At 66.8% G+C, this 503-nt stretch carries 1 protein-coding gene; it reads right to left on the reverse strand.

Features of this window, described 5'->3' with window-relative positions; translation table 11 throughout:
- A partial coding sequence (locus J5M71_RS27385; protein ID WP_207838682.1) for an HlyD family efflux transporter periplasmic adaptor subunit occupies positions 1-503 on the reverse strand: 503 nt, incomplete at both ends.

Here is a 503-nt window from a genome sequence, read left to right on the forward strand (position 1 = left end):
GGACCTCGACCGGGCGCCAGCTCACTGTCGCCGGTGTGCCGGCGATGACCCACACGCCGGGGCCTTTGCCCGGGTCGTAGATCGCCGCGACGGGCACCTTGAGCGCCTGATCTGGCGAAGAACCCTGAGCAATTTCGACGGTGACCGTCGAGCCGATTGGCGCATTGGCCAAACTGCCTTCGAGCACATAGCGCGCCTCAAACGTACGAGTGGTACTGTCGGCCGAATCGGAAAGCAGACGGAGTTTTGCGCTGACGGCAGCCGACGTATCGCCATACAGTTTTGCCTGAGCGGTTGAGCCCGGCGCGGGGCGCAAGGTCTCGGGCAGATGGACGATGGCCTCCCGCTGACCGGCCCGCGCCAGTCGCACCACCGGTTGTCCCGGGCTGACGACTTGCCCCGGCTCGGCGAGGGTTTCCACCACCACGCCATCAGCGTCCGCCAGCAAAACCGCGTAGCCCGAGGCGTTGCGCGCGACGTCCGCTTGCGCCACAGCAGCATTG

This window comes from Pseudomonas sp. 43(2021) (assembly GCF_017490805.1).
In the GTDB taxonomy this organism is placed as follows: Bacteria; Pseudomonadota; Gammaproteobacteria; order Pseudomonadales; family Pseudomonadaceae; genus Aquipseudomonas.